This window comes from Paenibacillus glucanolyticus (assembly GCF_037333485.1).
Taxonomy (GTDB): domain Bacteria; phylum Bacillota; class Bacilli; order Paenibacillales; family Paenibacillaceae; genus Paenibacillus_AQ; species Paenibacillus_AQ glucanolyticus.
In genome coordinates, this window is sequence record NZ_CP147845.1 from 5,341,773 (window position 1) to 5,366,042 (window position 24,270).

Sequence of the window (24,270 nt, forward strand, 5' to 3'; positions counted from 1 at the left end):
GTGTACTCATGATCAAGAAGCTTCTTTCTAAACAAGAAACCAAACACCAGCTGAAATCCTCACACGAGTACAGTCAAGCCAGCTTCACATGGGTTATATCTTTGACCTTAACGGTGATCCTGCTGCTGAACAGCTTTGATTTCACTGGGGGAACCATCAAACCGTGGGTGTTCACCGCCTTTGCAGTGTACGCACTCTTTACCATCATTCAGATTATCATTACGCTGCTGATCCGAAGAGATCTTCGAAGCCAGGGAGAAATCCGGCGCTCCACGAGGATTCTGGGTTACATCCAGCTGCTGAGCATCGTCACAGGAAACCTGTTTACCGTTACTTTCGGTTTCAATCTGATCAAGAAACAGAAGCCGCCTGAATATACGATTGCCGTCTATATGCTGTTAACCCAGCTGTTTGTCATCGCTGTATCGGCGCTGAATCTATTTAAGCCTTATGTCTCAAATACATTCCTGCCAGCGATGGCAACACTTCTGATCATGGCCATCATTCAGCTGGTCGCTCTTATATTGGTTGCCAGATATGTAAAAACGAACTACGCTCATCCCAGAATGATCTGGCTTGCCTTTCCGATCATTCTGACTGCAGTAACGGGCAATATATTTGCCCTGGTGCTCGGCATTAATCTGCTAGCCAAAATCCGCAAGAACGGCAATCCGGCGATGACCCGCTGGGGCGACGTATGGGTGAAGCTTACAGCTAACCAGACGGCCATGTCTGGACTGTTCTTTGTTGTCTTCCTGTTCTGTCTATCGGTAAGCAGCCTGTTCACCTTCGATTACAGTATTGCGATTGATAACAACTACAGTGCCATTCTGCAGCCGCCAAGCCTTGCTTATCCATTCGGTACGGACAACTTCGGCCGGGATTTGTTCTCCCGCATCGTATTCGGAGCCCGGATTTCGCTGATTGTCGGATTTGCCTCAACGGCGATCCCCGTTATCATCGGCGGCGTTCTGGGTGCCATCTCCGGCTATTATGGCCGTCATACCGATAACATTATCATGCGATTGCTGGATGTGTTGTACGCAATACCGGGCATCCTGCTTGCCATTGCGATCATTGCTGCATTCGGAGCCAACACCGTCAATCTCATTCTGGCACTCAGCGTAGGCGCTATACCGACATATGCAAGAACAATGAGGGCGAATGTGCTCCTTGTCTCCACCTTTGAATATGTTGATGCAGCCAGAGCCTTCGGCTCCAGCAATTTTTCGATTATATTCAAGCATATCGTTCCTAACTCGCTCGCTCCCATGATTGTCAAATCCACATTGACTATCGGTGCAGCCGTCATCTCGACGAGCAGCTTGAGTTATCTGGGTCTCGGCGTTGAGCCGCACATTCCGGAATGGGGGAATATCCTCAAGATCGGAAGCACGTACCTTGAGACGCATTCCTACCTGGCCATTTATCCGGGCCTTGCCATCATTGCACTGGTGCTGTCCTTCAACTTCCTTGGGGACGGACTGCGGGATGCGCTTGATCCTAAGCTGGATTAAACCTCCAGCAAGTAAAGCACACTAACTTTGGTTTCAATAATATTTTATATATATTTTTACAACTCAGGAGGGTATCCACAATGAAAAAGAGTTCCTTGCTGTTACTGGTCCTCTCGCTAGTCATCGTACTGGCCGGATGCAACGTAACAACCAAAGATGATGCACAGCAAAATCAGCAAGAACCATCCGATACAGCAGCAGATACATCCGCTGTGAATATTGAACTTCTTGGCATGAGCTCCGGCGAATCGGATATCAACATCATTCGCGACCAGCTTACAAAGAACGGCTTCAACGTGAAGCTGAATCTGCAGCCGGACTACGGCAGCTACAAAGCTCAACAGGATGCCGGTAATTATGATGTCGCACTGTCCAGCTGGACGACCGTGACAGGCAACCCTGACTATGCTGTTCGTTCCCTGTTCAAAACCGGCGGCGACTACAGCATTATGTCCGACGAAGAAGTGGACAAGCTGATCGACCAAGCAGCAACACAAACGCCTGAAGACGCTGCTGAGACCTACAAACAACTGGAACAACGTCTTGTTACAGACAAAGCTTACATCGCTCCGCTGTACATTTCCCTGAAGAGCCAAGCGTTCAACAAGGATGTGCTGGACGAAAACTCTGTCCGTCTCTCGAAATCCCGCTCCCTTCCTTGGGAAGCTGTTGATTTCAAAGATCAATCCAAGCGCGCTTCGCAGCCGCTGATTCTGTCCCAATCGATCTCGGAACTGACTTCGCTTGATCCGATCAAGGGTAATGACGGTTCCATCAACATTATCAATACCAACATGAATGTACGTCTGATCAACCTGACCGATGATGACAAGATCACGTCCGAAGGTTCGCTGTCTTACAACCATGCCATCGGTGAAGGCAATTCGGAGTACTACTTCATTCTTAGAGATGACATTAACTTTGCCAAAATCACGAACAAAAAAGCCGAAGATTCCGGCGAACGCGTAGGCGCAGACGACGTTATCTTCTCCATGAACAGAGCCAAAGACAAAAATTCAGTACCTGATCATCGTACCTACACGCTTCACGAGCACATCAACACCGTTGAAGCTGTAACGGATATGAGCGTTCTTGAGAACACGAAAGTATCCGGAAGCGGCGACAGTGTTAAGAATGCTCTTGAAGCAGGCTTGGATACCAAAATCACTTCCCTGGTCAATGACAAGAACCAAGCAAGCACGAAAGACGGTAAATACCAGGTTATCAAATTGACTACTACAGAGCCGTTCCCGCAAGTACTGAACTACCTGGCTCACCAATCTGCGGGGATCGTATCGAAGAAACAAGTCGAATCGATCAACACATATGACGTTGAGAAGTTCGATGTGAACAAAGACATCCCATATGGTGACCAGAACACGGTAACCGAAGGCGACAAGTACAACAATACGCTGTATGCAAGCGGTCCTTACATCTTGTCTTCCAAAACGGATTATGAAGCGACCTTCTTCAAAAACCCTGGTTACATGAAGGGTACAGAGCACGAGCCGAAAATCGAGCAAGTGAAAATGCGCTTCATCAAGGATGCGGACAGCACACTCTCCGCTCTGCGCAGCGGCGAAATTCACCTGTACTACGGCGTGCCTGAAACAAAATACGATGTGGTTAAAGGCGACAGCAAGCTGAAACTGCAAACCATTGAGAGCAACGCGGTATCCTACTTGCTGTTCAACACGAAGAACCGTGATGTGGCAACAAGCGATGATCTGAGAAGAGCGGTGCTCTACTCGATCAACCAGGATGAGATTTTGACTTACTACAACAACAACAAAATCAAAGCCTACTCCACCGTCAGCCCGATTGTCAAAACCGGCAACGAGCTGGTAGCCGACCCGGCGAAGGTGAAGGAATTCTTGAGCGCATATAAAGCGAGCAAGTAAAAAAGAGGACGACATTAGCGAAAAGCTGATGTCGTTTTTTTTGATGTGAGGTTATATGCGCCCCTTAACTTCTGATTCCCTTAGCATCGCTATATTCGTGGGTAGATCTTTGCATCGCTCCGTCTGTTTTTTTGTATCGCTCCGCATGCGGATGATTCTTCCGATCTCTGTTGCCCCCAGATTTCTATGAATGAATGGGCTGATGTAGAAATCCGGGTGCGGTTTACGCTTACGATGCAGCTTTCTTTCAGAAAGCTTTCAGGAGACCGCTGTCGCTTCTCCAGAATCATTCCGCCTTCTCCGCTGGAGCAATCCTTTTAGGTAGTGCGCCACGGCTCTCTTTTTTGCACCTTAGACAAACTACGAAAGTCGCGTGATTAGCTATGATGCGCAGCTGACGTCGTCCCTTTTTTATATACGCTTGATATCGTCTACAAGCTCGGGCAAGCCTTCAAGGAAATAGTGATCGTCACCCTCGTATGCCCGCCGGCCTGGGAAAGCTGCTTCGCGTAGTGCTGAGCGTGCGCGAAAGGCACCACGGGATCGTGGCGGGAGTGGTACAGGTATAAGCTGGATATGCGAGGCAGCAGGGTAAGCAAAAGAATCCGGCCTGGATTGGATCCATTTTTGATCTGCGTCATGGGCCGTTATAGAATCTTTTACCTAATGTCCAGCGATAAAACGCAGCGCAGCATGCTGATCGAACTCCTTAATCTGTATGGCTTTCAGGCGGATTCCTCCTTCCTCGCGAAAGTGGACTCTGCCGAGAAGAACAAGAAGGTTATCGAGCTTAAGGTAAGCGGCAAGACACTAGTCATCGACCCGCTCGTGGCAAGACCTACCGGACATGTCCAAATCTATTACAAGTGGTGGAATGGGACCCGGGCATAACCACAACGGGAATATCATATTGATGGTCACTCCACTGGAATGAGAAGAATCCCTAACGGTTTACCGTTAGGGATTCTTGCATTGTTTCCTTTTGGACGCTCAGCTTCTAGCCTTTTACTTCTACTTCTGTTGAGATATTCCAGTTAATGCCGTATTTGTCCGCAACGATGCCATAGGCCGGGCTCCAGAAGGTCTCCTGAAGAGGCATGACAACCTGTCCGCCCTCCCGGAGTGCTTCATATACTCGTGTCGCCTGTTCCGCTGCATCCGTCATAATGCAGATCTGAACCTGATTGCTGGATTGAACCGGTTGTCCAGGAAACGTATCTGATAACATCAGGATCGTATCCCCAACCTGAAGCGTAGCGTGAGATACGCGATCCCGTGCATTCTCCGGCAGCGGAAAGTCCGGGTTAGCCGGCATTTCACCAAAGGTTTGAAGCATAATTACATGGGCATCCAAAGCCTTCTCATAGAATTGAACGGCTTCCTTAGCATTCCCGTCCATATAGAGATACGGATTCATTCGAAGTGTCATACGACTAGTCAACTCCTTTTTCTTATAATAGGCATCTACTCACATTATCTCCCAAAGGAGCACAATAGCAAAACATAAATTCCCGAATCTAACTACCAGAACCTCTGGTTCTTCTTCCAGCCATAGAGAACAGTCAAATCCACGGTTATCCCCATCTCTTCATTCAGCGTCTGCCCAATGACTTCCGGGGAACCCCCCCAGGATAACGGCGTCATGTGGATCAAGTGTCTCATCTGCCCGGAATCCAAATCGACGCGATACTGAATCCGCTCGGAATCCATCCGGTCAAAGTGACGGCCAAACAGCTTCATCGTGCTGTCATTGGAGTAACTCGCTCTGCTCGTCTGTCTGTAGAACATCTCTCGCAGTTCCTGCAAATAACCGCTTCCCGGAATCACCTTCACTACCATTCCATCATCTGCAAGCATTCGACCGAACTCGGCGTAGTTGGAGGGAGACAATATATTCATAATAAAATCGAACTGCTTGTCCGCGAACGGGCTATTCGCCAGATCTGCCGTACACCAGATATGTCCGGGTGCATTTCTTGCGGCCATCATGATGCCTTCTTTGGCAATATCCATGCCAACGCCAAGCACGTTTTGCTCCAGCTGCCGCTTCCCAAGTTTGTTCGTTATACCAGTTAGATGGGAACCCTCTCCACAGCCTGCATCCAGTATCTTCAGCTCCGTTCCTTCTGATTTCTCTGCTTGAAGGATCCGATCCGTAATCCGCTCCATCATCGGGTCAAAAAAACCGCTGTTGTTTATCCGTTTTCGGGATTCGAACAGGGCCTTATCATATTTTGTTGTGACTGCATGGGAGAGCAAGTTCACATGCCCTTGCTTGGATATATCATAACAATGGCCCTTCTCGCACACTACACTTGCCAATCGTTCAACTTTCATGGAACAGCCGCAGATCGTGCATTTGAACATCTGCTCATGAATCGACAGCAGTTTCGCTTTTTGCAACAACTTTTCATTTTTGGACACAGCCCAATCATCCTTTCCATTCGTTATGACGAAATGAAAAAGGCACAGATAAATAAACTCTAGCCATCACTCTTTTTAAAAATGGCCGAGCTTATACGATCTGTACCTCACATTAACGTAAACGAATGTAATGGATCATGGCATCGAACACGCTCCTATCCTCTATTTTGCGTGGGTGATATGCGCCCAATAACCATTTTAACATGAGGACAAAGGATGTAAACCCGCTGCTCACTGTTCCTCTACATAGCAAAATATATCAAGAAAAAGGCCAGCCGCTACGGTAACATGCATGGATAAGATATACTTCTTTTTTTTGTTCATGTTAATTATTTTAATCATAATGACATATATATATTGCAAAATGACGTAAATACCATTACAATTCAGGTATTCAGGAAATTTCAGGTACTTACTCTTTAGAGAGACGGAAGGGATTGATGGATATGAAATGGTTTAAGAGAAACGCTGTTGAGGATGAGCGCATCGTCAATATGAAGAACAAATTATACAAAGAGGTATACACCTTGATCATGGTCATCTGCAGTATTTCTGTCATTATCAAGTCTTTTATGCTGACCACAACGGAATCCGTTCTGCTGGAAATGTTGATCATTATTGGAGGAAGCTTATATTTCGGCATCCGAAGCGTGACGCTGGGAATCTACTCCGATGAGGTAGAGATTCACGACCAGAAGAGCAAGGTTTCGTTCAGTAAGCGTACTGCGATCTCGGGTCTTGTTATCGGTGTCGTACTCGCTCTTTTTTTCGGTATCCGAAGTGCGGTCTTGTACGGGAATGGCAACAGTTTAACCGAATGGAAGTATTTCTTCATCGTTTTCCTTGTTTCGCTGATCATCTATCTCCCGCTCTTTGTTGTCATGAATTCTGCGATCCACTACGGTGCCAACAAGGTCAGCCGAAGAATGTCACAGAACGATGAGTTTGATTCGTAGAAAGGTATCAAGGTGAATTGGCATGAAAAATATCAAACTGAAAATGGCAAGGGTCCAAAAGGATCTTTCACAGGAAGAATTAGCCCAGATTGTCGGCGTCTCGAGACAGACCATCGGATTGATCGAGCTTGGCAAATATAATCCTTCCCTCAGCTTGTGCGTGGCCATTTGCAAGGCTCTCTCGCGTACTCTCAATGATCTGTTCTGGGATGAAGACTAGACTGGCAAGGCGTTTATTTGGGACCAACAGACCGTATTCGTGACCATATTAAGGAGGGGATGCCAAGATCAATTACCATACCCAGGGCACAGAAACATCCTGACGAGTTTTTTTTACTATGTATGTTCAACAATTAAGTACCGTTCATTTAATCCAGATCATCCTATAAGGAGTGACTTCATCTATCATGCCATTACATAAAACAAGCAAAGCATTCACCTTGTGCCTGCTCACCGCCTCCATCCTGGGCACATCCCTGATCCCTGACGGAAAAGCGTACGCTTCTCCCCCGGATGCCATCCAAGGACAGGTTACAGAAGTTAAGACTGCCCGAACATCGGATGAAAAAATAGCCGAGTGGGGGAACTGGGCCAAGGACCACGCATACCGCTTGGATACGATACAGCCCGCGGGTACGAACAACGGAACCACTCCGTTCAAGGATCTGGCCATGCTGAAGCCTTTGCTGCACGACAAACGCTTTGTATTCCTGGGGGAGAGTTCCCACGGCGTTGCCGAGTTCAATCTTGCAAAAACCCGATTGATTCAGTTCCTTCATCAAGAGATGGGATACCATGTGCTGGCTTTTGAGAGCGGTCTCGGAAATACCTCTCTCGCATACGGCAAAGCTGGACAACAGAGCGCAGAGCAAACCATGAAAGATTCCATCTTCGGCGTCTGGTGGTCCAAGGAAATCATGCCATTGTTCGAATATATCAAAACCTCCCGAAAGAGCGAGCAGCCGCTCGTATTGACAGGTTTTGATATACAGTTGCAAAATCCTTTGTTTGACGGAGCGTGGCTGAAGGATAAGGTTATGGCTGGGCGTCTTGCGGAAGCGGAGCAGAAACTCTCCGGCTACTCCGCTGGTACAGATCTTGCAGCTTACCGCCAAGAGAAGAGGCAGCTCATTCAAGTTTACAAGGACGCTCTGAAATCCTTGAAAACAGAGGCTAACGAGGCTCATCTGAAGCTGCTTTATCCGGATAACCCTAAGCTGTCCGCGCTGCTGGAGAGAAGCTTAAACGACCGGATTCGGGTTGCTGAGGAGTATGTGGAAATCTCCATCGAGTCTACGCTTGGCATGGAAAGCGGCGACTATACCCCGTTCCTTAAATCGATGGAATGGCGAGATCAAGCGATGTTGGATAACCTCATGTGGCTGGCTACCGAAGTGTACCCTACCGAGAAATTCATCGTCTGGGGACATAACGATCACATCCGTAAGGCTCAGACCGAAGTGATGGGCTCTCCGTATCCGGTTGCATTAATGGGAGAACAACTATCCGATGAGATGAAAAAATACAGTTATGTCCTTGGACTGTACCCGGCCAGCGGGCAAACCGCGGATAACATGGGCAATGTGCATGACGTTCTGCCGGCAGAGCCTGGTTCCATGGAATCCATTCTGTCAGCTGCAGGCGCACCATATACCTTTATAGATCTGCGTTACAGAAACCATGAGTCCGGAAACTCATGGATGTTCGAACCGCGGTTTGCCTACAGCTGGGGCATGATTCCAGAGAGCTTCGTGCCCCGTGATCAATACGACGGCATTCTGCTTATTGATAACGTGAAGCCGCCGGAGTATATAAGATCATCCGCTTCGTCGAAGTCTTCCGCACCTGCTGAGGATTAATATGCAATCACCCTTATTATTCTAGTTATCACTGGTGTTAAACCATTGCGTGCAATATCCCCCAACTGTCCTTTTTCCACAGGGTTCAAAGAGATCCATGACTCTGGAAACAGGACAGACGAGGGGATGTTTTTGCGTTATTTTATTGTATCGTAATGTTTCCCGAGCCGGTTTTGATCTTCACTTTATAGGTGCCATCTCCTGATCGGCCCTCGGTCTTGCGATTGCTTTCACTTCTGTCCTCCAAAGGGAGAGAGACAGACCGGCGTCCGCTCCCCGATTGCAAGAGCCATTCGGCATTCGGGGTTTCTTCTCCCAGCTTCAGGTTGACGTTTCCGCTTTTGACCGTCACATCCACATCATGATCGATACTCGTAAAGGCCAGCGAGATGTTACCACTCCTTCCTTTTAATTGCAGGCTCTGGCTTTGCAATCCGGTACCTGTTACATTGCCGGAAGAGCCCTCTATCTGAACTTTACCTGCATAATCCTGCGGAATTCGAACCTTTAGCTGCGGCATCCTGCCGATATTCAACATGCGGGTGATGTCATTGTCTAAATGGATCTTTACTTGGTTGTCGGCCTGATCCACAACGGCCTTCGCGGGTTTGTTATGGCTGAGCAGCAAAACTTCCAATGCTTCCACGTCCGCTGTCTCCACATGCAAGCTTGTGCTGCCATGCTCAATCTCTACTACTTCAATTTGCTGTAGAGATACAATCTGGGTATCTTCACTTGCACCGTTTGAACTGCATGCACTGAGCAGAAACAAACTCAGGACCCCTAATATCGCAACTGTATATCGTTTCATCTCTATCTCCACCCCTTATCAACGTTGATGCCATTATATTAGGTGACGTTACGTCATCTTCAAGCATTTTTTTCTTCCCTTCAAAAAACACAAAAAAAAACACCGCCTCATAGCGGTGTCTCCTCCTGTGCAAGAATGGAGCTTATTCGGGTCAGCGGCTTGTCTAATATAAATCGAACATATTCACTTCATAACCCTGGGCCTTGAGATAATTGAACATCTGAGCCCGGTGGTGCTGGGCATGCGTAACGATTTCAATCAGCCACTTGGCTTGCGTGGAGCCATGCTCCAAGTAGAAGGGCTTGGTTTTTTTCTGCATAAACTCTTCATCTGTCAACCCGCTCATATACGACTTTACATCCGCAAGTCCCCTGTTCATCCAAGCCATAAGCTTGTCCTTGTCCCCGCCGTCGGCAGCAATACTCGCTTCAAGCTCTCGAATCTGCTCTTCACTATTCTCCTGCAAAATCAATAAATCGGCAGCAGGCACGGATACGAGATGGTGCACCAGTTCTTGAAGCGACCTCATATTATGAGCCGGCTTGTAATCCCAATCCTCTGCCGAAATTTTGGCAATCAGATTGGAGGTTGTCTTCACGATGTGCTCCAGTTCCTCGAACAGCAGCTGCTTCATTTCCTTTAAATCACTCATTGTCTTCACTCCTCTTTCTTATTTGGGGTTAGGGGAACATCTAGGTTCTAACATGAGTATAGAGTATAATAGTGACAACTATTGTCATAGTCATCAAAGTATACGGAGCTGATATTATGTCCAAATCCAAACGTCTCATGGAACTGATGATGACCGTAAACCGGATGCGGAAATTTACCGTGCGACAGCTGGCTGATCAATTCGATGTGTCTCCCCGTACGATACTGCGAGATCTTCAGGAACTGAGCGAGCTTGGAGTGCCGCTGTATTCGGAGGTAGGTCCGCACGGCGGGTACCAGGTGTTGAAGGAGCGGATCCTTCCTCCGATTGCTTTCAGCGAGGAAGAAGCCGTTGCGATGTTTTTTGCCAGTCACGCCTTGCGCCACTATCTATTTCTTCCCTTCGAGGCCGAGTCTTCTACCGCACTTCAGAAATTTTATTATTATATGCCGGGTGACGTCCGGGACCGCATTGACCAGATGAAGAACCGGGTGGATTTTCTAACGCACACAAGACAGCAGAAAGCCGAATATCTTGGAGTTCTGCTGGAAGCATCCGTGGATCAGCGGGTGGTTACGATGCAATATGAAACGAAAAACGGCTATTCGGAGCGAACCATCCAGCCCGTAGGCATCTATGCCAGCAACGGCTTCTGGTATTGCCCCGCATATTGTTTTCTACGCAGGGACTTTCGTCTGTTCCGTTGTGACCGAATGCAATCCGTCGCTAATGATTCAACCGGAATCGAGCCGCTCGACCACCGTCATATCCACCTTGGAAACTGGGAGGAACATGGGTCAGAGAAGCCTGTGTATATCCGGATGATTGTCGATCTGAGCAGGGAAGGCGTTCGGCGCTGCGAGTCCGAATTATGGCATGTTCCTCATATGGATATAACGCCGGATGGAAGCGGACAGCTTAACCAGAACGTCCCCAGCAGCGAGCTTATGTATTTTGCCAAATTTTTTATCGGCTTAGGGAATGAAGCTACCGTGAAGGAGCCGAGTGAACTGGTGGAGTGCATGAAGGGGATATTGAACGAGATTATGGCGAAGTATGACTAGAGGAATGGATGAATGTTGATAAACCAGCCTCATAAATGAAAAAAACGGCAGCAGCTTGTTCACCATCCATCCCAAGGTTCTGCAGAAGCCGCTACCGGCAGAGTCTGCCTATGCTTAGACTGTTGACTCTTCGTCTATTCAACACGGTGAAGCGCAGCAAGCGCGGACTCACGGTCCTTGAGAAAAGTGTTCATTTCTTACGGGCCCATCATTAGATATCCTAAGAAGGTATAGATAAAATAAGATAATAGCGCAAGCACGTTGCAAGCGATTAATAGGAGGTCCCTGTTCGAATCGGTTCTCCCGTAGGAACGTATGGATAATACGATACCGAATGGCGGGATAACGACAGTAGAAACAAGGCCGTAATAGTGAAACCAGTGCCCGTCACGGACAAACAGAACCTCTATGATGAATAAGATAACAGGCAAAATGAATGTACTGGTGGAAACTTTACGTGCAGCGGAAACTTTCCGATTCAGTGTGATAACCTCCTTTTGCTTCGCTGTGATAAGGATTAAACCAAGAGAATATCATATGGCTCTATATGATTCCCTATTCTAAACTATCCCCGCATGGAGATCATACATAAACTTTCAAGCGAATATTCGTGCAGAACAACAACAATCCCCGCCAAAGCAAACACCCAAGGGTTCATGTCTGCTTGGCAGGGAATGGTTTAATTCCTTGTCTCTACTTAATTAAATCCGTTAGCCCTCCGCACGATATACCGAATGGCCGTCTTTGACGGTCTCCAGTACGCGAAGACTCCCCTCGCGCTTCTCGAGCAGCACGAAATCGGCCCTTGCTCCTCTCTTCAGCCCATCATAATCCGTCAGCCCCATCGCCTGGGCCGGCAGCATTGAAGCCATATCCCAAGCTTCGGGGAATGAACACAGTCCCGACTCCGCCAGCCTCTGCACCGCTTCGAGAAGCATCATGGCTGAACCGGCCAGCAGTTCAGGCTTGCGGGCAAGATGCAATCGGCCTTCCGGCGTTAAGATGACGTCGCCACCGATATGGGTCTCGTATTCTCCTGGCGGCATCCCGCTTAAATAGACGGCATCACTTACGAGCAGAGTTTTGGTCAACTTGGCGCGGAGAATCACCTTGATGACCGAATCCGGCAGATGATAACCGTCCGCGATCATACCTGCCCATAACTGATCTTGCGCAAGCTGCTCCCATATGTAATTCGGATGGCGCGGCAGCGTCAGATGCGCACCATTGCCGAGATGAGTAGACATGGTCGCTCCAGCAGCCACCGCTTCCCGGATTTGCGCAGGCGTAGCGGCGGTATGACCGATGGATACAACGATTCCCGATGAAACGCACTTTCGGATAAAATCCGCAGCATTCGGCCACTCCGGCGATAACGTGAGGATACGAATCCGGTTCCCCGAAGCTGCCTGCCATCTTGTAAACAGTCCCCAATCGGGAGCCTTGATAAACCGGGAATCATGCGCTCCCCGGGGCCCTTCCTCCGATGAAATGAACGGTCCTTCCACATGAACCCCGCCAATGGTTGAACCGACCCTTTCATCCTCCAGGCAAGCCGCGTCGATAACACGAAGGATTTGTTCGATTTCATCATCGCCGTTGGTAATGACGGTTGGGTAATACAGCGTTACGCCCTTCTCCCATAAACGCCGGGTTACCTGAATGACCGTATCCGTTGTGAGCGGCAGCGAATTCAAATCATATCCATAACCGCCGTTAATCTGAAGATCGATTAATCCGGGCGCGATCCATATCGTCTCTTCGCCTTCCCCAGGCAGCAGGCTGTCTATTCGGCCATCAGGGCTCCATGTGACCTGAATCCGCTCTTCCGATGCATAATGAAGGCCTGTGCGAACACAACGCTGGCTATCCATTCCGGATATCCCCGTACGAATCCCGATCCACGTACAGCGTGCAATCCGGATGCTGCCGAAGTATACTCGCCGGGCAGGCTTCGCTTATTTCGCCGTACAGCGCCCGTTGTACCGCCGCTCGCTTGCTCGCACCGGGAACAACGCAGAACAACTGGGCACCCGACATTAAAGCCGGGATGGTAAGTGTCAGTGCATATTTCGGGACCTCCTCCAGATTGGCAAAGCAGCCATCGTTCACCTGCTGCTGTCGGCAATCCAGATCCAGCTTGACCTGCTTCACCCATAACGGATCGGCAAAATCAGCCACCGGCGGGTCGTTGAAGGCGATATGCCCATTCTCGCCAATACCCAGAACCACCATATCGATCGGTGACTCGCGAATCAACCGACCATATCTCTCGCATTCTGCTTCAGGATCATTCATCGCGTCTAGTAGATGCACTTCCCCTGGAGATACCCGATCAAACAAGCTCCGGGAGAGGAAGCTTCCGAATCGCTGAGGCGCAGACCGGGGCAGACCGATGTATTCATCCATATGAAAAGCCGTTACCCGGCTCCAGTCCAATCCCTGCGATTGAACCAGCGCTGCCAGGCATTCATTCTGGGAGGGGGCAGCCGCAAATACGATTCGGATACGCTCCTTCTCAGCCAGAAGGCGCTTCATAGCCGCATGGATATCCGCGGCTGCCGCCTTGCCCATCGCTCCGCGGTGATCATGAACACAGACCCTCAGCCGATCTCTAATCTCTTCCTGAACAGGCTTCATGCCGTGCTGGGACATGTAGATTACCTCCATTCTTACAATGCCGGCGTTCCGGTCTGCAGTTCGATTTCCTTGCGCTGCCGGGACGCTTCATAGGTGCCCAGAATAATCTCCAGTGAGTGTCTGCCTTCCTCCCCGGTAACTACAGGCTCGCGCCCTTCGCGTACGGCATGCGCCATATCCTGAATTTGCAGACGGTGACCGTCAGGTATTACTTTGAACGGCTCGAATTCGGGCAGCTGTACCTGCTCCCCTTCGATCTCCAGGGACACAATCGTATCTTCTTCAATGACGAGCACTCCCTTATCCCCATGGATTACTAGCCGCTGCCCTTTACCGTCGCGGGCCGTTGTTGTTATCTCCAGAACGCCGAGCGCGCCATTCGCAAATTCAAGTGTCGCGATGACCGTATCCTCGACTTCGATATGGCGCAGGACCGCCTTCGCCTTTGCCGATAAGGAGGCAACCGGTCCAACGAGCCATTGCAGCATATCCACGGTGTGAATCCCCTGATTCATCATCGCTCCTCCGCCGTCCATCGCCCAGGTCCCTCTCCAGCCTGCACTGTCATAATAGGCCTGATCACGGTAAAGCATGACATACGCCGAGCATAAACTGAGCTTTCCCAGCCGTCCTTCCGAGATGACCTGCCGGGCATATGCTGCCTGCGGAGACATCCGGCGTGGAAAGACGGTGGCAAGCAGCACGTCGTTCGCTGCGCATACCTCAATCATGCGCTCCACATCGTCTAGCCGGATCGCCATCGGCTTCTCCACCAGCACATGTTTGCCCGCCTGCGCAGCCATCGCTGTCTGCTCTGCATGCATGCCGCTTGGCGTGCAGATGCAGACCACCTCCACATCACCGCGCGCAAGCAGCTCTTCCATACTGCCGCATATATCTCCACCATACTTCTCAGTCAGCTTGACGGCTGAATCCCGTTTCGTATCGTATACGGCGGCAAGCACCGCTTCCTCCGTATTTAGGATGCCCTGGGCATGAATATCCGCAATAATGCCGCAGCCAATCAAACCGAATCCTACCGGTGACTTTTTCTCTGTCATGTTGTCCGTTCCTCCTCCATTACGTTCTGGTCTGCAAGACTGCGCCTTCCCTATTCCCGGCAAATGATCTGTGCTCCCTCGTCTGCCGCTACAGTAGCCTCCGAAGCAGTGTAAATATCATGATGAGAGATCAAGCCGCGTTCTCCCTCCACCCGATTCAGGAAATCCTGCGCAAGCGAGAACGGCGGCGCCTCCAGCGGCACAGAACGCAGCTCCTGATTGGTGATAACCAGCACAACCTCGTCTCGCGACAATAACGGGTCTCCTTCAAGCCGAATTTCCGCGATGCCTGACGTACCCGTAATGAATATTCGGCCATCTCCCCAGGTCCAGCTGCCTGCCGGCGTGTGCCAGTCTGCGTAGAGCTGTGCCGTTATGCCGCCATCCATAAACACCTGAACGCCTGCCGCATCATAGAAGGTCGGGTATTCCGGCAGGATATGCTTCGCCAGATAACCGGATACCGTCTTCACTTCCCGGCCTGTCAGCCACCGCAGCAGATCAAAATCATGAACGAGGAGATCATTCAGAATGCCGCCGGATTGCGTTCTGTCAAAATGCCATGCCGGGCGGGTAACCGGATTCAGCCGATGCGGCTTGCGCATCGAAATATGAACGATATCCCCCAATTCGCCGGACTGGATCAGCCGATGGACAGTATACATGGAGGAACGAAAGCGCTCGGTCAGCATCATGCCCACCTCGATCCTGCCGCGTTCCAGGACGCCGTGCAGACGGCTCAGCCCTGCCCGATCCGTCACTGCAGGCTTGTCGATCATAATATGTTTACCGCGCTGCTCGCACAGCTCGATGACGTCAATCTTCTCACGGTTGATCGCCGCGCAGCCGATGACCATCACTTGTTCATCGGCGAGCAGAGACTCCCGATCCCCGATCAGTTCCAAACCATAACGCTCGGCAAGCGAAGAGGCTAATACCGTATGGTCCGGTTCATATAACCCGGCGCATTCCCATCCAAGCGCCTGCATCTCCTCAATAAATATGCCGATATGGGCATGCTGGCAGCCGATAATACCAAATTTCCGTCCGTTCCCCATCATCCCGCCGACACCTCCACAGCTTGCAGCCACTCCCTGATGATCCTCAGATCATAAGCGAGCCGTTCCTTCGGCGGATAAGGCGCTGCGCATTCCAGCGTCAGCCAGCCCTTGTAGCCCTGTTCCCGAAGCCCTCGGAGCAGCCCGCTGTGGTCCACTTCTCCTTCACCCAGCCGGCACTGCAGGAAGAATTCTTCCCCGTGACGGGTTACATTCTTGAATGTCCCCGGGGCCTCTCCTTGCCCGATCCGCTTCTCATCCTTGATATGCACATGGAACAGGCGGCTTCCAAGCTGCCGAATCGACTCTTCCCCAAATTCCGTGTCTGTGATGTACATATTCCCCGCGTCATGAATGAGGCCGACATGCTCCTCGCCGATCATATCCAACAATCGCAGGCCGCTATCCGCGGTTTCCACCAGGCTCTGATTGTGAATCTCCAATACGATGCGCTTTCCTGCCGCACGGGCTTCCGCTGCACATCGCCGAATCCAGTAAGCAGCCTTGGCATAATGATAGTCCTCCGCCAGGAATGCATTCGGCCCTCCCTGAAAGATGCGGATCATGTCCGCTTCCAGTTCCACCGCGCGTTCAAGCAGTCCCAGAAACTGATCATAGGCCACGGCACATTCCGCATCTCCGCTTGTCGAGAAATGCCCCATATAACCTGCCAATGCCGGAATCTCCAGACCGTGTCCCTCGGCAATGCTTCTCATCTCGCGGACTCGCGGAAGGGAGCTCTCCGGGCTTAAATGCGGCTCGCGGCTCGCGATTTCGATACCGTCAAAACCAAGCCCAGCCGCAACCTTCATCGCTTCATGAATGCTGTAATCAATGAGTGATCCGCTGAATGCCGCTATTTTCATCTTCTCTTTCACCCTTTCCTCTGTGCCAGACCTTCTCGAATCGTTGAACGAACACTATTATTTAATCCCGGCCATGTTGTGGTTCTGTACAAAATATTTCTCGGCAAACAGGAAGACCAGCAGGATCGGAACCAGGCTGACCAGTGCTGCCGCAATCATAAGCTGCTCATTCCCGGTCCACTGTCCGGATAAGGAGAGAATTCCGATGGGAAGCGTATACTTCTCATTAGAGGTCAAATAAATGACAGGTGTCAGAATCTCGTTCCACTTGCCCATGAACGTAAAGATCGCTAGCGTCGCAAGCGTGGGCCTGGCCATCGGAATAAAAATCCGCATATAAATCTGGAACGGATTGCAGCCCTCCATCTTGGCCGCTTCCTCATACTCTTTAGGTATATTCATGAAAGCCTGCCTCATGAGGAAAATACCAAACGGCTGAGCCAGCCATTCGATGATCCACAGCGGCGTGAGGGTATCCAGCATGTTCAGCTTATTAAAAATAATAAAGTGCGGGATGATGATTACGACCGCCGGAATCATCATCGTGCCGAGCACCAGCACGAACAGCGCGCTTTTCAGTGGAAAGCGCAGTCTCGCAAATGCAAAACCGACCATAGAGCAGGAGATCAGGGCGCCGATAACAGACAATAACGCGACAAAGATGCTGTTTAGCGTATATCCGCCAATGTTCCCCAGCTTGAACACGTCCGCGTAATTGGACCACTGGAACACCTCGGGGATCCAGCGAGGCGGAACCGTTGTATATTCCTTATAGGTTTTAAGTGAATTCATGAGCGCCGACAGAAACGGCACGATCATGATCAGGGAGCTGATCCCGATCAGTACATATCCGAAACTCTTTCCCAGCAGCTTTTTTCTCATTCATGTCCCTCCTTCGCTCTGGCGCTGTTCCCCTGATGCGTTCTCTTGTCAACTCGATCAATCATAATGCACCCACTTCTTCTGGGCTCTAAGCTGTACCAGCGTCAACAGGAACAGAATCATGAACAGCACCCAGGCGATGGCGGAAGCATAACCCATACGCATAAATGTGAAGCCTTCCCGGTATAAATACAGCATCATCACCAGACTGGAGTTGTTCGGACCTCCCGCCGAGCTGATGTCCCCTCTGCCAGTCAACACGTAAATCTGCTCAAACGCTTGGAACGTGGAGATCGTACTCATGATGACAACCAGGAAGGTCGTTGGCGAGATCAACGGCACCGTAATATAGCGGAATTTGCGCAAAGCCCCTGCACCATCTATCTCTGCGGCTTCGTACAAATCCCCGGGAACGCTCTGCAGACCTGCCAGATAAATGACCATGATATAACCGATCCCTTTCCAGACCGCGATGAAAACGAGCAGCGGAATGGCGAGTTTCGGGTCCTGCAGCCAGCCTTGCCCCGCCAGCCCCAGCTTGGCAAGCAGTGTGTTCGCCAGACCGAAGCGAGGATTAAATACGGCATCAGCAACGTACAGGATGACGGTCCATGAGGATATGACCGGAATAAAGTGGGCCATTCGAAACCATTTAAGCCCTTTCAAGCGCTGGTTCAGCGCTACGGCCAGCACAAGCGCCAGGAAGGTCTGAAGCGGCACGAACAGGACCGCAAAATACAGTGTGTTCCATAACGAACGCCAGAACATCGAGTCGCCGGCCATGCGCCGGAAATTGTCCAGTCCGCTCCACTCGGGCGGATTCAGCATATCGTAATCGGAAAAGCTGAAGTACAGGGATGCAGCGAGAGGACCCGCCACAAAAATAATAAAGTGGAGAAGATAGGGGGAAGCCATAAGCAGCCCCCATCTCCCCTCATGATCCCATTTCCGTTTTCGGGCGGGCTTTCCTTTCGGCATCGGATCGGCTTTGAGTGCTGCATTGTCGTTTAGCATATTGCCCATTTCACTCCCGCCTTTCTTCCAGCCTTGTTCTATTTTTTATAGAAATCATCGAGGACCGCTTGAACAGCTGCGTCCGCATCACTTAAAGCTTGATCGATTCCGGTATCGCCCAGGAAAGCACGCTCCGCATTCTCATTGAATTTGCCGACCCATTCTTCCCACACCGCATTGTTGTCGAGCGTCTGCGCGAACTCCAGACTATCCAGGAATGCCTGGCGGTTAGCCGGCTGTTCTCCGGCCTTCAGGAACACTTCGGATTCCGCTACGGATTTCTTCACCGGCACGGCTTCGCCAAGCTCGGTCCATTGCTTCTGCACCTCGTCCTCCGTAGCCCAGTATTTAATCCATTCCCAGGCAGCCGCCGCTTTTTCCTCACCGGACTTCTGATTAATGACCCATGAATTCGCAATCACCGGAGATACCCGCTTCCCGTCCGGACCCTTAGGCAGGAGCGCTACATCATAATTCAGGCCCGCTTCATTCGCTGCCTGCACCCGGGCGTAAATGCCGATCCGCATGGCAGCCGATCCACTTGGAAATACGGCGGTATTGCTCTGGAAGCTCTTCAGATCTACCGGATCCGTAATGATTCCGCGCTGCATGCCGTCAACCATCCATTCAAACGCCTGCTTGTTCTCGGGTGAATGGATGATGGAGTTCTCCGCCTTCTCATCAAGAGCACCGCCGCCGTAGGATTTCATCACGGAGAACCAGCCTTCGGTAATGCTGAAGAAGGTAAGTCCGAACTGGTTGACACTTGCGGCGTCAAAACCGCTGTCCTCGGCCGTTTTTCCGCCCGCATCCACCGTCAGCTTGGCAGCCGATGATTTCAGGTCCTCCCAGGTCCACTCATCCGAAGGATACGCGACCCCTGCTTTATCAAACAGATCCTTGTTGTAGAACAGAACGCCAACCTGAATGCCCTGCGGTACGCCCCAATAGCGCCCGTCTGCGTCCTTGTTGAAATCGAGACCGTAATATTCATCCGCCTTCAGATCCTTGGCTATCCAATCGGTCAGATCCTTGGCCGCGCCGCGCTGGGCATATTTCATCACGTATACGCCGTCGGAGAGCCACACATCCGGTGCTTGACCGGCGGCAATCTGCGTATCCAGCTTCTGATAGAACTGGCCGTAAGGCGCGCTTTGCGTTTTCACCTTAATGTTCGGATGCTGCTTCTCGAACTGTTCGATCAGCTCCTTCATCTTGGCATCGGAGCTGTCGCTGGAATAATATCCGAGCAGGATTTCGACTTTCTTCCCATCGTCGCCTCCGGTACCGGGAGCCGATGTCCCGCCTTTTCCTTCACTGCCACTGCTGCAACCGCTAGCAATCATGGATATCAGCAATAAGGCCGTTAACCAGCTGTAGAACCCTTTTCTCTTTTTCACAAATCCTCGCCCCCTGATTCAATTGAAATGGATTAATGAGATTGTAGTTGATAAGTATCGGCAGCGCCCATGTGCTTTCTTAGCCCACTTGTGATTTCTTGCTGCGGCATCATGTATTTTTATTTACAACTTGTGTTTTTTTGCTACAATGTTCCTTACATTCCCTACTTCAATGCCAGGAAGGCGGAAGAACGATGAACATCCAAGGAATATCCATCGGTAATCTGACCATTAATCAACGCTTGTTCGTTCTGATCATCCTCTTCATCGGCCTTCCTTTCTTTCTGCTGGGCAGCTTCTGGTACCAGTCTTCTACTGAGGCGATTGAACAGTTTGCCGCTGGCGCGAACAAACGCATTATCGAGCAAACGAATGTGTCTCTGGATTCCTACATATCCAATCTGGAGAATTCCACCTATCCCTTTATCCATAACCCGCAGATCCAGCAATTTCTCTCGACCAGCCAGCTCACACCGTATGCCTACTTTCAGCTTGCCACTAAAGTGGAGAGCGACTTGTTCGCCCAGATGATTTACGGCCGGTCCGACATCATTGGCATCTCGCTTGTCGCCGATAACAAGCGGCAAATCACCGATTACGAAAGTGCGCCCGGACTGCTTGATATGAGTGAAATCCGCAAACGCAATCTATCCTTCCAGGCACAACTGGACCAATTCAGCGATTTCCAGATCATCGGCCTCAGCCGGGTAGGAAAAACTCCTGCCCTTACCGTAGCACGAAAGCTGTACGACAACTCCTCATTTCTCTATAAAGGCCTGTTGATTGTTGATCTTAACCTGAAGCAAATCGGGGCAATCTGCTCCAACGATTCACTGGGCGGCTTTGACGTCTGGATTATGGGCAGAGGCGGACAGGTCATCTACCATCCAGACTCGAATCTGGTTGGGTCCACCGTCGAACAGGGGCTGTTTGCACGTATTCAGAACCAGAACTCTTCCTTCTTCCGTCATCAAGACGCAGCCTCCAGCACTGAAAAAATGGTTCTGCATGAACGCTCTCAGATCACCGGCTGGACGGTCGTCGCCGATCTGCCGCTGAACAACCTTATCGGCGGATTGATCACCCAGCGCAATTACTCGCTTGCCGCCGCAGCTATGCTTATGATTATTGCATTGGCGCTTGTAGGCGGTTTCTCCTTATCCTTGACAAGGCCGCTCTCCATGCTGCAAAAATTAATGGCGCGTGTTGAGCGGGGCGATTTTGTTCTTCCTACCAAAATGAACCGGTTCCGCAACCATGAAATGACTGCCGTATTCCAGAGTTTCTACAGCATGACGGGAGAATTGAAGCGGCTCATCCGGGAGGTTCACGATTCCCGGCTGAAGGAACGGGAGCTTATGATCAGGCAGAAGGAATCCGAGCTCCGCTCCATGCAATCCCACATCAATCCGCATTTCTTGTACAATTCACTGGAGATTATTAATTCATATGCCATCGCGGATGATCATATGGATATCAGCCGCATGACCCGGGCGCTTGCCCACATGTTCCGTTACAATATCGGCCATGCCGGATCGGTTGTGCCGCTCCGGGAGGAGATGAGGCATGTCCAGTTTTATCTGGATCTTCAAAGTGCCCGGTTCCGCAAACTGCAGATCGATATAGATGTGGATGAACACGACCTGGATCGCGTGAAGGCCGTCAGGCTCACGCTGCAGCCGATCATAGAGAATGTGTTCATCCACGGATACCGTGGTAAGAAACCCCGCTACCTCGGGATTAGCACCCGTGCGGAGGGACACTATTTTGCCGTCGTGATTCAAGATAAGGGGATTGGGATGAATGCGGAGAAGAGACGGCATATAAGAGGCATCCTGCAAACTCCCGAGAATCCGGAAGACGAATTACGGAGCAACGAGGGGGAGGAACCCACCAGCGGAATCGGTCTCCTGAACGTCCATCAACGACTGCAGCTTACCTTCGGTGCGGAATATGGCTTGCACCTTGTGCAGTCCGTGCCTGATGAAGGCACCCAGTTTGAAGTCAGGCTGCCATATATGACTAGCGAGGAGGCACATCATGTACCGGTTAATGATGATTGACGACGAATATGCCATTCATTTGAGTATGCGAAAGCTTGTCGAAAGGTCCGGTCTCCAGGTTGAGATCACGGGAGAGGCGGAAGACGGGGCTGAGGCGCTTCAGATGCTGGAGGACAGCCGGCCGGATCTGATCGTAACCGACATTTGCATGCCTGAAATGGACGGACTGGAATTTATCCGCCGGGTCAGAGAAACTCATGCACACATGCAATTCATTATTTTGTCCGGTCACGACAATTTCGAATTTGCACGTCAGGCCATGCGCTACGGCGTGTCGGATTTCCTGCTGAAGCCCATCGATCCGGAACAGTTCCATACGACACTTAAACGTGCCTGCAAGGAACTCGATAACCGAAAGGCGAGTTTCTCCCGGCAAACGGAATGGACGCTTGCACAGCAGCGATACAAAACCAGGCTTGCTGAGCTGCTGTGGTCTGTTGAGGAACAGGATGCCTTAGAACTAACCGATGAAATGGTCACCCATTTTGAAACGATGGGACCTATTGGAGTCAGCTTATCACAGTATGCCCCTATGCTGATGCAGGAGTTGCTGTCTGCGCTTGAAGAACGCGGCCTGGTGCTGGGTATGACAATCGGCGAGCACCCGTGGTCGCAGGATGACCGTGCTGCCTGCCGCCGTCAAATGACAGAGAAGATTCAGGAGATGCTTGAGTTAATTAAGGGCTCCAGAAATCTTGGCGCTCACCACAATATTGTGAAAGCCAAGCGGTACATTGAGGAGAACTACGCGATGGAGGATTTGTCCTTGCAGGAGGTGGCAGACTCACTGGGGATGTCGGTGACGTATTTAAGCCGTACCTTCAAGAATGAAACAAATATGAACTTTGTGAAATACCTGGTCCAGATCCGTATGGAAAAAGCGAGGGAACTGCTTGCGGAGCCTGAGCTATCCGCTCAGGAAACGGCCTATCGTGTCGGTTTCTCGGACTATGTCCATTTCAGCAAAACATTTAAAAAATATCATGGCCTTACACCATCCGAATACCGAAAACAATGTAAGGCCATGAATGGAGGAAAATGAGACGGCGGGTGCTTCTTCAGCTTGTTCTCCCGTTCATCCATCTTTCAGCCCTGACAAGAAGCTGCTCAACAAACGCATTCTTCTCGTCGGAATATTGGAGCAGGCTCCGGGCCCCTTGTGAAACGATCCTTCGTTTGATCCCCTGACTAACGCCTGCTGTTCATCGATAAACCAATCCGCCCACTGCTCATCATAGGACTCCAAATGAATGGCTTCATCAATCGTCATTGTGGACCCTCCTGAAAGCGCTGTAAGTGTGTGCCAGGAATTTCGATCCCAAACCGTATGGACTGCTCCAAAAACGCATAGGCATTGCTTCAGATCATATCCTGTGACTCTATCATGCCCTTCATCGTTTGAGTTGGCAAGAGCCCATGTTCTATCCGTTATTGTTCACGCGTGTCTTAATATCGACTCTCCACAATGGCCGGTGCAAGTACCTGGTCCGCATACCTGTGAGCCTCTGCCTGAAGTACTTCGTCACTTATCCGATCGACGTTATACGCCACGAATGCAGGCAGATAATTCACTTTGCACCGGTTCAACGTGGCTTGAATCGGACGCAGCAGTTCACTGGCGGTATACCAATTGTCGCCACCTGCACGATACCCTTGTTCCAAGCCTGCCGCCGTGGTCGCCAGCATAAATTCCTTCCCCCTCAGACTGTTGCCTTCCGGTCCGAACGCCCACCCGAAGGTGAGCACGTCATCGAACCATTTCTTCAGCAGGGGCGGGCAGCTGTACCAGTAAAACGGAAATTGGAACACCACCCGATCATACTGGAGAATAAGCTGCTGCTCCCGCTCGATATCAATATTCCAGTCCGGATACTCCTTATAAAGATCCCGAATATCTACATTTCCATTTGTATTCTGCTTGGCTTGCTGCATCAAGGCGCGATTGGCACGCGAGTTCTCTAGATTCGGATGAGCCACAATCACCATAATTTTCATAATCAGTTCTCCTGTCCGGTTTGGTTTGTTTGACACCCCCATTATGTTTCGGATTGGCAGCTTTGAAAAGTACGCTCTTTTTATGTACTTAGTCCGGTTCATCGTAC

General features: G+C 50.5%; 23 protein-coding genes. 9 read left to right on the forward strand and 14 right to left on the reverse strand.

The annotated features are described in order from the left end of the window. Positions 1-8: 8 nt before the first annotated feature. From WDY75_RS24995 to WDY75_RS25005, 3 genes are all read left to right on the forward strand, one after another. On the forward strand, positions 9-1,517 hold the full coding sequence (locus WDY75_RS24995; RefSeq protein WP_036641076.1) for an ABC transporter permease: 1,509 nt from the start codon (positions 9-11) through the stop codon (positions 1,515-1,517). Positions 1,518-1,597: 80 nt separating this feature from the next. Continuing rightward, positions 1,598-3,418 (forward strand): ABC transporter substrate-binding protein, encoded by a 1,821-nt coding sequence (locus WDY75_RS25000; protein ID WP_036641075.1) that lies wholly within the window; start codon positions 1,598-1,600, stop codon positions 3,416-3,418. Between the two features lie 666 nt (positions 3,419-4,084). Next, positions 4,085-4,309, forward strand: a complete 225-nt coding sequence (locus WDY75_RS25005) for a hypothetical protein (RefSeq protein WP_338841119.1) — start codon at positions 4,085-4,087, stop codon at positions 4,307-4,309. Between the two features lie 106 nt (positions 4,310-4,415). Here the strand turns inward: WDY75_RS25005 and WDY75_RS25010 are convergent, their stop codons facing one another. Both WDY75_RS25010 and WDY75_RS25015 read right to left on the reverse strand, forming a co-directional pair. Then, positions 4,416-4,847, reverse strand: coding sequence for a VOC family protein (locus WDY75_RS25010; RefSeq protein ID WP_036641072.1), 432 nt, complete (start codon positions 4,845-4,847; stop codon positions 4,416-4,418). 92 nt (positions 4,848-4,939) lie between these two features. After that, complete coding sequence (locus WDY75_RS25015) at positions 4,940-5,842, reverse strand: putative RNA methyltransferase (RefSeq protein ID WP_082834305.1); 903 nt, start codon at positions 5,840-5,842, stop codon at positions 4,940-4,942. A 446-nt stretch (positions 5,843-6,288) separates the two neighbouring features. Here WDY75_RS25015 and WDY75_RS25020 point away from each other — a divergent pair, with 446 nt between their 5' ends. From WDY75_RS25020 to WDY75_RS25030, 3 genes are all read left to right on the forward strand, one after another. Continuing rightward, the gene (locus tag WDY75_RS25020; RefSeq protein ID WP_228030064.1) at positions 6,289-6,798 is read left to right on the forward strand and encodes a DUF6773 family protein; all 510 of its coding nucleotides are present in this window, start codon (positions 6,289-6,291) and stop codon (positions 6,796-6,798) included. A 22-nt stretch (positions 6,799-6,820) separates the two neighbouring features. After that, positions 6,821-7,018, forward strand: coding sequence for a helix-turn-helix transcriptional regulator (locus WDY75_RS25025; protein WP_036641069.1), 198 nt, complete (start codon positions 6,821-6,823; stop codon positions 7,016-7,018). 187 nt (positions 7,019-7,205) lie between these two features. Continuing rightward, positions 7,206-8,657, forward strand: a complete 1,452-nt coding sequence (locus WDY75_RS25030; protein WP_063478746.1) for an erythromycin esterase family protein — start codon at positions 7,206-7,208, stop codon at positions 8,655-8,657. A gap of 142 nt (positions 8,658-8,799) precedes the next feature. Here WDY75_RS25030 and WDY75_RS25035 read toward each other — a convergent pair whose 3' ends face one another. Beyond that, the gene (locus tag WDY75_RS25035; protein ID WP_063478745.1) at positions 8,800-9,468 is read right to left on the reverse strand and encodes a DUF4097 family beta strand repeat-containing protein; all 669 of its coding nucleotides are present in this window, start codon (positions 9,466-9,468) and stop codon (positions 8,800-8,802) included. A gap of 163 nt (positions 9,469-9,631) precedes the next feature. Next, positions 9,632-10,120 carry a DinB family protein gene (locus tag WDY75_RS25040; protein ID WP_006208500.1) on the reverse strand — a complete coding sequence of 163 codons (489 nt, stop codon included), beginning with the start codon at positions 10,118-10,120 and terminating at the stop codon, positions 9,632-9,634. Positions 10,121-10,236: 116 nt separating this feature from the next. On the opposite strand from WDY75_RS25040, the gene WDY75_RS25045 reads away from it, so the two are divergent. Further along, positions 10,237-11,184, forward strand: a complete 948-nt coding sequence (locus WDY75_RS25045) for a YafY family protein (RefSeq protein WP_036641061.1) — start codon at positions 10,237-10,239, stop codon at positions 11,182-11,184. A 710-nt stretch (positions 11,185-11,894) separates the two neighbouring features. Here the strand turns inward: WDY75_RS25045 and WDY75_RS25050 are convergent. Genes WDY75_RS25050 through WDY75_RS25085 form a run of 8 tightly spaced genes read right to left on the reverse strand, consistent with a single transcriptional unit; the run spans position 11,895 to position 20,105 of the window. Then, entirely contained in the window at positions 11,895-13,058 is a 1,164-nt protein-coding gene (locus WDY75_RS25050; RefSeq protein WP_063478744.1) for an N-acetylglucosamine-6-phosphate deacetylase, read from the reverse strand. Beyond that, on the reverse strand, positions 13,051-13,839 hold the full coding sequence (locus tag WDY75_RS25055; RefSeq protein ID WP_082834304.1) for a glucosamine-6-phosphate deaminase: 789 nt from the start codon (positions 13,837-13,839) through the stop codon (positions 13,051-13,053). Before WDY75_RS25055 ends, WDY75_RS25050 begins: the two co-directional genes overlap by 8 nt. A gap of 17 nt (positions 13,840-13,856) precedes the next feature. Continuing rightward, a complete protein-coding gene (locus WDY75_RS25060) occupies positions 13,857-14,885 on the reverse strand; it encodes a Gfo/Idh/MocA family protein (protein WP_063478743.1) in 1,029 nt (342 codons plus the stop codon). Positions 14,886-14,935: 50 nt separating this feature from the next. Then, positions 14,936-15,946 (reverse strand): Gfo/Idh/MocA family protein, encoded by a 1,011-nt coding sequence (locus WDY75_RS25065; RefSeq protein ID WP_063478742.1) that lies wholly within the window; start codon positions 15,944-15,946, stop codon positions 14,936-14,938. Beyond that, a complete protein-coding gene (locus WDY75_RS25070; protein WP_063478741.1) occupies positions 15,943-16,809 on the reverse strand; it encodes a sugar phosphate isomerase/epimerase in 867 nt (288 codons plus the stop codon). Before WDY75_RS25070 ends, WDY75_RS25065 begins: the two co-directional genes overlap by 4 nt. Before the next feature lie 57 nt (positions 16,810-16,866). Then, the gene (locus WDY75_RS25075; protein WP_006208494.1) at positions 16,867-17,691 is read right to left on the reverse strand and encodes a carbohydrate ABC transporter permease; all 825 of its coding nucleotides are present in this window, start codon (positions 17,689-17,691) and stop codon (positions 16,867-16,869) included. A 57-nt stretch (positions 17,692-17,748) separates the two neighbouring features. Beyond that, positions 17,749-18,714 (reverse strand): carbohydrate ABC transporter permease, encoded by a 966-nt coding sequence (locus WDY75_RS25080; protein ID WP_006208493.1) that lies wholly within the window; start codon positions 18,712-18,714, stop codon positions 17,749-17,751. A gap of 29 nt (positions 18,715-18,743) precedes the next feature. Continuing rightward, positions 18,744-20,105 carry an ABC transporter substrate-binding protein gene (locus WDY75_RS25085; RefSeq protein WP_063478740.1) on the reverse strand — a complete coding sequence of 454 codons (1,362 nt, stop codon included), beginning with the start codon at positions 20,103-20,105 and terminating at the stop codon, positions 18,744-18,746. Between the two features lie 194 nt (positions 20,106-20,299). Between WDY75_RS25085 and WDY75_RS25090 the strand changes: the two genes are divergently transcribed. Both WDY75_RS25090 and WDY75_RS25095 read left to right on the forward strand, forming a co-directional pair. Next, positions 20,300-22,168, forward strand: coding sequence for a sensor histidine kinase (locus tag WDY75_RS25090; protein WP_063478739.1), 1,869 nt, complete (start codon positions 20,300-20,302; stop codon positions 22,166-22,168). Further along, on the forward strand, positions 22,146-23,210 hold the full coding sequence (locus WDY75_RS25095; RefSeq protein WP_006208490.1) for a response regulator: 1,065 nt from the start codon (positions 22,146-22,148) through the stop codon (positions 23,208-23,210). Before WDY75_RS25090 ends, WDY75_RS25095 begins: the two co-directional genes overlap by 23 nt. 33 nt (positions 23,211-23,243) lie before the next feature. Here the strand turns inward: WDY75_RS25095 and WDY75_RS25100 are convergent, their stop codons facing one another. Together WDY75_RS25100 and WDY75_RS25105 are read right to left on the reverse strand one after the other, a co-directional pair. After that, positions 23,244-23,438, reverse strand: a complete 195-nt coding sequence (locus WDY75_RS25100) for a hypothetical protein (RefSeq protein WP_063478738.1) — start codon at positions 23,436-23,438, stop codon at positions 23,244-23,246. 176 nt (positions 23,439-23,614) lie between these two features. Then, positions 23,615-24,163, reverse strand: coding sequence for an NAD(P)H-dependent oxidoreductase (locus WDY75_RS25105; RefSeq protein WP_063478737.1), 549 nt, complete (start codon positions 24,161-24,163; stop codon positions 23,615-23,617). Positions 24,164-24,270 lie beyond the last annotated feature (107 nt).